Origin of the sequence: Methylobacterium sp. B1 (genome assembly GCF_000333255.1) — a bacterium.
Lineage (GTDB): Bacteria > Pseudomonadota > Alphaproteobacteria > Rhizobiales > Beijerinckiaceae > Methylobacterium > Methylobacterium fujisawaense.
The window spans coordinates 1-10,977 of record NZ_BACT01001067.1 but is presented as its reverse complement, the minus strand read 5'-3'; the positions used below and the strand labels follow the sequence as shown (position 1 = coordinate 10,977).

The 10,977-nt window shown below is 71.2% G+C and carries 9 protein-coding genes and 1 pseudogene; 8 read left to right on the top strand and 2 right to left on the bottom strand.

The genetic code is table 11. The features are described from left to right. The 3 genes from I53_RS29740 to I53_RS29730 all read left to right on the top strand — a co-directional run. Window positions 1-307 (top strand): aldehyde dehydrogenase family protein (locus I53_RS29740; RefSeq protein WP_043357918.1); only part of this gene is annotated, 307 nt, incomplete at its 5' end. Window positions 308-410: 103 nt separating this feature from the next. Beyond that, window positions 411-1,775 (top strand): DUF3100 domain-containing protein, encoded by a 1,365-nt coding sequence (locus I53_RS29735; RefSeq protein ID WP_251982495.1) that lies wholly within the window; start codon window positions 411-413, stop codon window positions 1,773-1,775. 78 nt (window positions 1,776-1,853) lie between these two features. Further along, entirely contained in the window at window positions 1,854-3,008 is a 1,155-nt protein-coding gene (locus I53_RS29730; protein ID WP_043357914.1) for a M20 aminoacylase family protein, read from the top strand. Between the two features lie 106 nt (window positions 3,009-3,114). On the opposite strand, the gene katG is transcribed toward I53_RS29730, so the two are convergent. Continuing rightward, window positions 3,115-5,433, bottom strand: coding sequence for a catalase/peroxidase HPI (gene katG / locus I53_RS29725; protein ID WP_043357913.1), 2,319 nt, complete (start codon window positions 5,431-5,433; stop codon window positions 3,115-3,117). 363 nt (window positions 5,434-5,796) lie between these two features. Then, complete coding sequence (locus I53_RS29720; protein ID WP_043389089.1) at window positions 5,797-6,042, bottom strand: hypothetical protein; 246 nt, start codon at window positions 6,040-6,042, stop codon at window positions 5,797-5,799. 141 nt (window positions 6,043-6,183) lie between these two features. Between I53_RS29720 and I53_RS29715 the strand changes: the two genes are divergently transcribed. The 5 genes and pseudogenes from I53_RS29715 to I53_RS29695 all read left to right on the top strand — a co-directional run. Then, entirely contained in the window at window positions 6,184-6,924 is a 741-nt protein-coding gene (locus I53_RS29715) for a GntR family transcriptional regulator (RefSeq protein WP_043357911.1), read from the top strand. Window positions 6,925-7,010: 86 nt separating this feature from the next. Beyond that, a complete protein-coding gene (locus tag I53_RS29710; protein ID WP_043357908.1) occupies window positions 7,011-8,246 on the top strand; it encodes an MFS transporter in 1,236 nt (411 codons plus the stop codon). Between the two features lie 4 nt (window positions 8,247-8,250). Next, a complete protein-coding gene (locus tag I53_RS29705; protein WP_043357906.1) occupies window positions 8,251-9,165 on the top strand; it encodes an amidohydrolase in 915 nt (304 codons plus the stop codon). 44 nt (window positions 9,166-9,209) lie between these two features. Beyond that, on the top strand, window positions 9,210-10,568 hold the full coding sequence (locus I53_RS29700; RefSeq protein WP_078947142.1) for an MFS transporter: 1,359 nt from the start codon (window positions 9,210-9,212) through the stop codon (window positions 10,566-10,568). Window positions 10,569-10,663: 95 nt separating this feature from the next. Further along, window positions 10,664-10,977: pseudogene (locus I53_RS29695) on the top strand (mannose-6-phosphate isomerase); the annotation flags it as partial.

Sequence of the window (10,977 nt, the reverse complement as noted above, 5' to 3'; positions counted from 1 at the left end):
GGTCCTGCCGTTCGACGGCGAGGACGAGGCGGTGGCGCTGGCCAACGGCACGCCCTACGGCCTCGCGGGCGCGGTCTGGACCGGCGACGGCGGCCGCGGCCACCGGGTCGCGGCGGCTTTGCGGGCCGGAACGGTGTGGGTCAACGGCTACAAGACCATCAACGTGGCCTCGCCCTTCGGCGGCTTCGGCCGCTCGGGCTTCGGCCGCTCCTCGGGCCGCGAGGCGCTGATGGCCTACACGCAGACCAAGAGCGTCTGGGTCGAGACCGCGGCCCAGCCGGCGGTGACCTTCGGCTACGTGGGCTAGGCGCCGGGCGCGGGGGGCGACGGACGGGATCAACCGACACGACCGGCGGCCAAGTCCGGCAGGCAGGGCGATGGGCAGCCCCGGAGGGGCGGGGAGGATGACGATGGCGGGCGAACTGTTTGCGACGAACACGCGGCCGGACGCGCCGCCCGTTTCCGGCGGCGGGAAGCTGACGCTGTTCCTGCTCGCCCTGGTCATCGTCATCATCGCCGAGGCGATCGGCAACGTCAGCATCCCGGTGGGGGCCGGCAAGATCGTCCTGCTGCCGCTGCTCTGGGCCCTGCTCCTCGGCGGGGCCTTGGGGCTGATGAGCCCGCGCCTCCCGGCGCCCCTGCGGCTGACGGGCGCCCTGCAGAACGCGGCCGGCGCCTATCTCCAGCCGGCGCTGCTGATCTTCATCGCCAAGCTCGGCCTGCTGGTCGGGGGCTCGCTGCCGAAGATCCTGGCCTCGGGCTGGGCGCTCGCCTTCCAGGAATTCGGCCATTTCTTCGGGACGATGGTGTTCGGCCTGCCGGTGGCGCTCCTCCTCGGCATCAAGCGCGAGGCGATCGGCGCGACCTTCTCGGTCGGCCGCGAGCCGAGCCTCGCCATCATCGGCGAGCGCTACGGCATGGATTCTCCGGAGGGCCGCGGCGTGCTGGCGGAGTACCTGACCGGCACGGTGTTCGGCGCGGTGTTCATCGCCCTGCTGGCCGGGCTGATCGCCAGCCTGGGCGTCTTCAACCCGCTGGCCCTGGCGATGGGCGCCGGCGTCGGCTCCGGCAGCATGATGGCCGCCGCCTCGGGGGCGATCGCCGCTCAGCAGACCCCCGAGGTCGCCAAGGATGTCGCGACCTTCGCGGCGGCCAGCAACCTCGTCACCACGACGATCGGCACGTACTTCACCCTGTTCCTGTCGTTGCCCTTCACGATCTGGGCCTACGGCAAGCTGGAGCCGATCCTCGGCCGCAACCGGCCGGATGCCGCCCGCCCGGCGGCGGTCAACCCGCAGGCGGAGGCACCGGTCCATCAGGAGGTGCGGATCGGCCTCGCCGAGACCGTCCTGGCCTGGATCCTGATCGGTGCCTACGGGCTCATCGGCAACTGGCTGACCTACGGCGTCGTCCCGGACGCGAAGGTCGTCGGCGGCATGGCGATCATCATCGGCACCGTGCTGGCCGGCTGGATCGTCTACCTGCTCCTCGGCCGGCGCCTGCCGGCGGTCCTGTGGGTCTCGATCATCGGCATGGCCCTGACCTATCCCGGCACGCCCTACGCCGCCGAGATCGCCGCCCTGACCGGCAAGATCAACTTCCTGGCCCTGGCCACGCCGATCCTGACCTTCGCGGGCCTCTCCGTCGCCAAGGACGTGCCCGCCTTCCGCCGCCTCGGCTGGCGGATCGTGGTGGTCTCGTTCATGGCCAATGCCGGGACGTTCCTCGGTGCGGCCCTGATCGCGCAGTTCTTCATGCATCCGCCGCTGGGGTGAACCGCCGCGCCGTCCGGCGTAGGGTGAGGCAGGGGGAACGAGGCGCTCAGGCGGCCTCTGGCATGGGTGAGAGACCACATGGGGATCGAGGCAGAGACCGTGGAGCGGATGGTCGCGTGGCGGCGCGACCTGCACACCCATCCCGAACTGGCCTACCAGGAGGTCCGCACGGCGGATCTCGTCGCCCGGGAACTGGCCGCCTGCGGCCTGTCCGTGAAGACCGGGCTCGGGCGCACGGGCGTGGTCGGGACCCTGAGCCGGGGCGACGGCCCGACCATCGGCCTGCGGGCCGACATGGACGCCCTGCCGATCCAGGAGGCGACAGGCGTCGCCTACGCTTCCCGGACGCCCGGCGTGATGCATGCCTGCGGCCATGACGGCCACGTGGCGATGCTGCTCGGGGCGGCGCGGCATCTCGCGGCCCGCACCGACCTGACCGGGACGGTTCATTTTATCTTCCAGCCTGCGGAGGAGTGCGAGGGCGGCGGGCGCGCGATGGTCGAGGACGGCCTGTTCCGGCTGTTCCCCTGCGACTCCGTCTACGGGCTGCACAATTGGCCGGGCCTGCCCCTCGGGACCTTCGCGACCCGGGTCGGCGCCATCATGGCCTCCCTCGACACGTTCGAGATCGCGGTCACCGGATTCGGCACCCATGCGGCCATGCCGGAGCGCGGCACCGACACGCTCGTGGTCGTCTCCGAGATCGTCCTCGCCCTGCAGACCATCGTCAGCCGCCGCATCGCCCCCACGGAGCCGGTCGTGCTCAGCGTCACGCAGATCCATGGCGGCGACGCCTACAACGTCATTCCCGACCACGCCGTCATCCGCGGCACGGTCCGCTGCCTGGACGAGGTGGTGCGCAAGCGCGTCGCGGAGCTCATCGAGGCCATCGCCGGCGGGACCGCCGGCACGCACGGCGCCCGCGCGGAGGTGGCGTACCGGTTCGGATACCCGGCCACGGTCAACACCGCCGATGCCGTCGGCACCGCCCTCGCGGCCGCCGGGACCGTCCCGGACATCACCGCGCGCCGTGGCGATGTCGGCCCCTCCATGGCGTCGGAGGATTTCGCCTACATGCTCGAAGCCTGCCCGGGCGCCTATGCCTGGATCGGCACCGACGGGACGCGGCCGAGCCTGCCGCTCCACAATCCGGGCTACGATTTCAACGACGAGGCCCTGCCGGTCGGCGCGGCCTACTGGGCTGCACTGGCCACACACAGCCTCGGGACCTGAGTCTGCGGGACGGAAGGCGCGGCCGCGGACATCGTCGGTCCGTCCGCGGCGCATGCTCCGGAATAACGCCCGCGCAGGCCGCGCGGGCGTATCTTGAGGGCGGGTGTCAGGCCGCCATCGGCGCGTAGCGCTTGTGACCCTTCACGTCGAAGCGGTCGAGCATCATGACCTTGTCCCAGGCCTTGACGAAGTCCGCCACGAAGCGCCGCTGGCCGTCGCTGCCCGCGTAGGCGTCGGCGATCGACCGGAGCTGTGCGTTCGACCCGAAGACGAGGTCGCTGCGGGTCGCCTCGAACTTCGTCTGGCCGCTCGCACGGTCCTTGAGCGCGAAGGTCATCCCGTCCGCATCCGCCTTCTCCCAGACCAGATCGACGTCGGTCAGGTTGCGGAAGAAGTCGGTCGTCAGCACCCCGATCCGATCGGTCAGGACGCCCCGGTTCGACCCGTCGTGGTTGGCGTTGAGCGCCCGCAGGCCGCCGGTCAGGACGGTCCATTCCGGGGCCGTCAGCGTCAGCAGGTTGGCCTTGTCGAGGAACATCTCCTCCGGCGAGACGCTGCGGGTCATCTGCCCGAAGCCGTCATCGACGTAGTTGCGGAACCCGTCCACCACCGGCTTCAGCCACTCAAACATCTCGAGGTCCGTGAGCGCCTGGGTCGTGTCCACCCGGCCCGGCGTGAACGGCACCGGCGTCTCGACTCCGGCATCGCGGGCCGCCTTCTCCACGGCGACGCAGCCGCCGAGCACGATCAGGTCCGCGAGGGAGATCTTCTTCCCGTCGCTGCGCCCGCCGTTGAAGGTCGACATCACGTTGCGCAGGGCCTCGATCACCGGCGCGGCCCGGCGGTTGACGGCCCAATCCTTCTGCGGGGCGAGGGCGAGTCGGCCGCCATTGGCACCGCCGCGCTTGTCGCTGTCCCGATAGGTCGAGGCCGCCGAGAAGGCCGTGAAGGCCAGATCGGACACCGACAGGCCGGTCCCGGCGATCGCCTGCTTCAGCACGGCGATCTCGGCCTCGCCGACGAGGTCGTAGTCGCGCTCCGGCAGCGGATCCTGCCACAGGAGCCCGTCCTCGATCACCACCTCCGGGCCGAGATAGCGGTGCTTCGGACCCATGTCGCGGTGCGTGAGCTTGTACCACGCCTTGGAGAAGGCCTGGGTGAAGGCGTCGAAGTCGTTGAGGAACTTCTCGCAGACCTTGCGGTACTCGGGATCGACCTTGAGGGCGATGTCCGAGGTCATCATCATCAGCGGGTGCATCTGACCCGCGACATGGGCGTCCGGCGTCTTCGGCGCGTTGGGGTCCTTCGGCGTCCACTGGAGCGCCCCGGCGGGGCTCTTCGTCTGTTCCCAATCGAACTTGAAGAGGTTCTCCAGATAGGCGTTGTCCCACTTGGTCGGATCGGGCGTCCAGCTGCCCTCGATGCCGTTGGTCATCGTGTCCTTGCCGGAGCCGGACCCCTTCGGATTGTGCCAGCCGAGGCCCATCGCCTCCATCGGCGCCATCTCGGGGGGCGGACCGATCTCCTTGGCGGGGGTCATGCCGTGGCTCTTGCCGAAGGCGTGGCCGCCCGCGATCAGCGCCACGGTCTCCTCGTCGTTCATCGCCATGCGGGTGAAGGTCACCCGGATGTCGTTGGCCGACCCCTGCGGATCGCCGTTGGCGTAGGGTCCCTCGGGGTTCACGTAGATGAGCGCCTGGTGGGAGGCGGCGAGCGGGTTCTCCAGGTCGTAGTCGGCGTCGCCGTTCTTGCCGCGCCAGCGCTTGTCGCGGTTCACCATGTCGTCGAAGCTCGAGACCGAGCCCATCTCGACCACCTCGGGGCCCCAGTAGGTGGCGTTGTCCGCCTCCCAGGCGTCGAGCCGCCCGCCGCCGAACCCGTAGGTCGGCAGACCCATGATCTCCAGGGCGCAATTGCCTGTCAGGACCATCAGGTCGGCCCAGGACAGGGCGTTGCCGTACTTGTGCTTGATCGGCTGCAGGAGGCGGCGCGACTTGTCGGTGTTGCCGTTGTCCCACCAGCTGGAGATCGGCGCGAAGCGCTGCATGCCGGTGCCGGCGCCGCCGCGCCCGTCGGCGATCCGGTAGGTGCCGGCCGAGTGCCAGGCCATGCGGATCATCTGCGGGCCGTAATTGCCGTAGTCGGAGGGCCACCAGTCCACCGACGAGGTCAGGAACTGCTTGATGTCGCGCTTGAGCGCCTCGAAGTCGATCTTGGCGAACTCAGCCGCGTAGTCGAAATCCGGCCCGAGGGGATCGGCCGCCAGCCCGTTCTGGTGGAGCACTTCCACCCGCAGGCGATGGGGATACCAGTTCTCCAGCGTCGGACGGTTGCCGTGGGCGCCGCCGATCCGGTCGCCGCCGAACGGACACTTGCCCGCCATCGGGAACGTCGTGGTGTCCGTCTTGTCGATCGTCTCGCTCATCAGTGGTCCCCTAGGCATTGAGCCGCCGGCCGCCCGAGGCTCGGGCATCGAAGGCGGCGGGGCGGTGCAGGCAGTTCGAACCTCCGGGGAATCCCCGTCGCGCTCGAGGCTGGTGACGAAATGAGGCAGTCGCTCCCGGGATCAAGTTCGGAGCAGCGAAGTCCTTCCAAGGACCGGGGCAGGCGGCCTCGCAATAGTGCCGATGACATTGCCGTGATCCGACCCGCCGCCGCAGGCACCGACGGCGCGCGGGGATTCCACGTCGACACGGATACCCGCCCGGGGGTCGCTGATCCTCGCGAATCTGTGTCTCGGCGTCTCAGCGCACCACTTGGCGCACCCTCTGGCGTGATCCGCTCCTCGTCAGGGCGCCGGACGCGCGCTGGCTGCCGGGGCGGCTCCGGCGGAGCCCGTCTCGGAACCGGTCACGACCTTTCGGGCCGCGGCCTGGCTCTGGCTGGCGTAATCGGGGGGGGATGCCGCGCCCTGCCAGATCAGCAGACCGGCCCATGCGGCGATCATCAGCGCCACACTCACGGCGAGCACGACGAGAACCGGCCTGCCCCGCCGGCCCTGGCGGCTCTCTTGAGCCGTGCGACGTTCGATCATCCGCTCCTCGCTGAGCCCGCCTTCAGACATCCGGGCTCAAACCCGCGACGCTGCGCCTGGGTCCCGCCCTGCGACGCTGTGCACCGCCGCTGGCCCTCGGCCCCATTGGCGGCGATGCGCGAGGATCATACAGTCATACACATGACCTTCACGCCCGCGCCGCAGCCTGATCTCCGTCTGCCGCTCTATCAGCGACTGCGCGACGCGATCGCCTTCCAGATCGCGCGCAACGTCTGGCGGTCGGGCGAACCGATTCCCACGGAGGCGGAACTCGCGGCGACCCATCGTGTCGCCATCGGCACCGTGCGCAAGGCGATCGATGTCCTGGTCGCCGACGGCTTGGTGGAGCGCCAGCAGGGCCGCGGCACCTTCGTCCGCCGGCCGCGCTTCGACCGATCCTTGTTCCGGTTCTTCCGGCATCTGGGGCCGGATGGGAGCCAGGCCGTGCCGGAAGGGCGGATCCTGCTGCGCGAGGCCCGGCCGGCGCCCGCGGCCGTGCGCGAAGCCCTCGGCCCCGACGCAGGCGGCGAGGCGATCCGCCTGATCCGGACGCGGCTCCTGCAGGGCCGACCGATCCTGTCCGAGGAGATCTGGCTGCCGGCCGCACGCTTCGCACCGCTCCTCGAGGCGCCGCTGACGGAGATCGGCGATCTGCTCTACCCCGCCTACGAGCGCCTGTGCGGCGAGATCGTCGCCCGGGCGGAGGAGACCCTGACGGTCGGCATCGCCGATGCGACCGACGCCGAACGCCTCGGGATCGCGGAGGGCGAGCCTGTCGTCGTGATCGCGCGCCTCGCCTTCGGCTTCGATGCCCGCCCGATCGAGTGGCGCGTAACGCGCGGCGCCGCCAAGGACTTCCGGTACCACATCGACATCCGGTGAAAGGCCGCCGCCTTGACGGGCCGTCAGGCCCATGCTCATTAAGTCATATAAATGACTAGTCCTCTTTAGAGGGCGGAGGAAAGCCCGTGTTCCGCTGGTACCGTGAGGTCGGTCCGGCCGAGCGTCGCACCTTCTGGGCCTGTCTGGGCGGGTGGTCGCTCGACGCCCTGGACGTGCAGATGTTCAGCCTCGCCATCCCCGCCCTGGTCGCGAGCTTCGGGCTCAGCCGCCCGGAGGCCGGCCTGATCGGCGCGGTCACGCTGGTCACGGCGGCGATCGGCGGCTGGCTCGGCGGCCTCATGGCGGATCGGATCGGCCGCGTCCGGGCCCTCCAGATCACGGTGCTGTGGTTCGCGGTCGCGACCTTCCTGGCGGCCTTCGCGCAGAGCTTCGGCCAGCTCTTGATCGTGAAGGCGCTGCAGGGGATCGGCTTCGGCGCCGAATGGGCGGCCGGCGCGGTCCTGATGGCGGATGCCATTCGGCCCGAGCATCGCGGCAAGGCGCTGGGCGCCGTCCAGGGCGGCTGGGCGCTCGGCTGGGGCGCGGCCGTGCTCCTCTCTACCGCGGCCTTCTCCGTCCTGGATCAGGAGACCGCCTGGCGGGCTCTGTTCGCCTGCGGCCTCGCGCCCGCGCTCCTCGTCCTCTACCTCCGCCGCTCGGTCCCGGAGCCGGTCCGACCGGCCGCCGGACCGATCCGGCCGGCCATCGGGCCGCTCCTGATCTTCTCGCCCGGCCTGCGCCGGATCACGGTGATCGGGACGCTGCTCGGGCTGGGGGCGCACGGGGGCTTCCACGCCCTGTTCACGTGGCTGCCCACGTATCTGAGCGTCGAGCGCGGCGCCTCCGTGGCGGGCACCGGGCTCTACCTCGCGATCATCATCGCGGCCTTCGGCCTGGGCTGCCTCGTGGCAGGCGGCCTCGTGGACCGGCTCGGCCGCCGGCGGACGGTGGCGTTGTTCGCCGCCGGCTGCATGGCCCTGGTCGTCCTCTACCTGCTGGTGCCGGTCGGCGGCACGGGGCTGCTCCTTCTCGGCGCCCCGCTCGGTTTCTGCACGGCCGGGATCCCCGCGAGTCTCGCCGCTCTGTTCAGCGAGCTCTTCCCGGACGGCCTGCGCGGGACCGGGATGGGCTTCTGCTACAATGCCGGCCGTCTCGCCTCCGGGTTGCTGCCCCTCGGCGTCGGCCTGCTCAGCGAGATCTGCGGCCTTGGGACGGCGATCGGCCTGTCGGCCATCGGCGCCTACGGGCTCGTCCTCCTCGCCGTCGCGCTCCTGCCGGATCGGCAGTCCGGCGGCGCGCTGCTCCCCCAGACCGTGAGATGATCCGATGAACCGGCGCCTGTTCTGCCGTACCCTGTTCGCGGGCGGCGTCGCGCTCGCATTCCCCGTCCGCGGCCGGGCGGCCGAGACGGGCCTCGACGCGCGCGACGGCGTGGCGGCGGTGGATACCCACGCCCACGTCTTCACCCGGACCCTCACCCTGGTCGGGGACCGGCGCTACGCCCCGGCCTACGACGCGAGCATCGCCGATTATCGCGCCATGCTGGACCGGAACGGCATGGCGCGCGGCGTGCTGATCCAGCCGAGCTTCCTCGGCACCGACAACAGCTACATGGTCTCGGCCCTGCGATCCGCCCCGGAGCGGCTGCGCGGCATCGCGGTGCTGGACCCCGCGGCGGAGACGGCCACCCTGCGCGATCTCGCCGACCAGGGCGTCGTCGGTCTGCGCCTCAACCTGATCGGCCGGCCGGACCCGGAGTTCGGCAGTCCGGTCTGGCGGGCCCACCTCGCCCGCGTGGCGGATCTCGGCTGGCAGATCGAGGTCCAAGCCGAGGCGCGGCGCCTCGCGCATCTGCTGCCGCCGCTGATCGAAGCGGGCGTCCCGGTGGTGGTCGATCATTTCGGCCGGATCGACCCCGCCCTCGGCATCGCCGATCCGGGCTTCGCCGACCTCCTCGGCTTCGGCCGCGGCGGCCGCGTCTGGGTCAAGCTCTCGGGCGCCTACCGCATCGGCAGCGGCGCGGCCGGCCGGCAGACAGCGCTGCAGGCGGCCGAGCGCCTGCGCGGTGCCTTCGGTGCGCGGCGCCTGCTCTGGGGCAGCGACTGGCCGCACACGCAGTTCGAGACCCAGGCCAGCCCCGCCGAGGCGCGGCGGGACCTCGACGCCTGGGTACCCGACCCGGCCGAGTGCCGGATCATCCTGGGCGAGACGCCCGCCGCGCTTTTCCGCTTCGACCACTGAGCCGCCCGGCGCGCGCCGGCCCGGATTTCAACGAGGACAGGACCATGGCAACACCGACCATGCCTCACGGGGCGGACGCGGCCGCCTTCGAGAGCCGAACGATGCGGAAGGTCGGCCTGCGCCTGATCCCCTTCCTCGTGCTCTGCTACTTCATCGCCTACGTCGACCGGGTGAATGTCGGATTCGCGGCGCTGACCATGAACCGCGACCTCGGCCTTTCCGCCGCGGCCTTCGGCCTGGGCGGCGGCCTGTTCTTCGTAGCCTACGTGCTGTTCGAGGTGCCGAGCAACCTCGCCATGGAGCGGGTCGGCGCCCGGATCTGGATCGCGCGGATCATGATCACCTGGGGGCTCGTCGGCATCGGTTCGGCCTTCGTCACCGGTCCGGCGAGCTTCGCCACCGCCCGCTTCCTGCTCGGCGCGGCCGAAGCCGGCTTCTTCCCCGGCGTGATCCTGTACCTGACCTACTGGTTCCCCAAGGCCTACCGGGCGCGGATCGTGGCGATGTTCATGGTCGCGATCCCGCTCTCCAGCTTCTTCGGCTCGCCGCTCTCGGCGGCGCTGCTCACCCTCGACGGGGCCGCGTCCCTGCGCGGCTGGCAGTGGCTGCTGATCATGGAGGCGATCCCGGCCGTCCTCCTCGGCATCGCCGCCCTGGCGCTGCTGCCGAGCCGGCCGGCCGAGGCGGCCTTCCTGAGCCCGGTGGAGCGCCGATGGCTGGCGGACCGGCTGGAGACCGAGCGCCGCGCCGCGGAGGCGGGTTCATCGCACCACGCCCACGGCCTCGCGGCGGTGTGGGCGGTGCTCGCCAGCCGTCAGGTCTGGCTCCTCGCCGTGATCTACGCGGGCAGCTCGGCCACCAGCAACACGCTGTCCCTGTGGATGCCGCAGATCCTCAAGGGGTTCGGCCTCAGCAACCTAGAGACCGGCCTGCTGAACATGATCCCCTTCGGCATCGCCTCGGTGTTCATGATCGTCTGGGGCCTGCGGGCGGACCGCAGCGGCGAGCGCATCTGGAGCACGGCCCTGCCGCTGGCACTGACCTCGCTGAGCTTCGCCCTGACCCTGCTGACGGGCTCCCTCTGGATCACCCTGGTCCTGCTCTCGCTGGTCCTGCTCGGCAATTACGCGATCAAGGGCCCGTTCTTCGCCCTGGCGACCGAGACGCTGCCGCCGGCCCAGACGGCGGCCGGCATCGCGGCGATCAACACGCTGGCGCATCTGGGGACCGGAGCGATCACCTCGCTGATCGGGGTGCTGCGCGAGCAGACCGGCAGCTTCCCCGTCGCCCTGCTGCCGCTCTGCGCCCTCACGGGCATCGGCTGTGCCCTGGTCTTCTGGATCGGCCGGCACCCGTCGCGGCCGCCGGCCGTCGGCCCGGCCCCGTCGGTGGCGGGGGGCTGAGGCGGCGGGGAACCGGCCGGCCGCCCGTCGATCCCGCGACCGGCCTTCTCGGCGATCCCGCGCCGCCATGCCATGATGGCGCGGGAGGATTCGACATGCACGACAGCGGCGACGATCACACGCACCCGCATGCGCACGACGAGGCCCACGAGCCGGGCGCCCCGGAGCGGTGGAAGCACGACGGCGTGCGGGTCATCCCGGGCGACCGGCTCGATGCCAACACCGCGCAGACGCCCGGCATGTTCCGGCAGGCGGCCGTCAACGCCGCCCGGGTCGGCGCCCAGAAGATCTGGGCCGGCACGGTGGCGATCCAGCCCGACGCCAAGACCGGCGTGCACCATCACGGCGAGCTGGAGAGCGTGATCTACGTGGTCTCCGGCCGCGCCCGGATGCGCTGGGGCGACAAGCT

Excerpts from the sequence above, each read along its gene's own strand:
- I53_RS29715 (WP_043357911.1), top strand. The coding sequence starts at position 6,184 with ATGACCTTCACGCCCGCGCCGCAGCCTGATCTCCGTCTGCCGCTCTAT.
- I53_RS29720 (WP_043389089.1), bottom strand. The coding sequence starts at position 6,042 with ATGATCGAACGTCGCACGGCTCAAGAGAGCCGCCAGGGCCGGCGGGGC.
- I53_RS29700 (WP_078947142.1), top strand. The coding sequence starts at position 9,210 with ATGGCAACACCGACCATGCCTCACGGGGCGGACGCGGCCGCCTTCGAG.
- I53_RS29730 (WP_043357914.1), top strand. The coding sequence starts at position 1,854 with ATGGGGATCGAGGCAGAGACCGTGGAGCGGATGGTCGCGTGGCGGCGC.
- katG (WP_043357913.1), bottom strand. The coding sequence starts at position 5,433 with ATGAGCGAGACGATCGACAAGACGGACACCACGACGTTCCCGATGGCG.
- I53_RS29735 (WP_251982495.1), top strand. The coding sequence starts at position 411 with ATGGCGGGCGAACTGTTTGCGACGAACACGCGGCCGGACGCGCCGCCC.
- I53_RS29705 (WP_043357906.1), top strand. The coding sequence starts at position 8,251 with ATGAACCGGCGCCTGTTCTGCCGTACCCTGTTCGCGGGCGGCGTCGCG.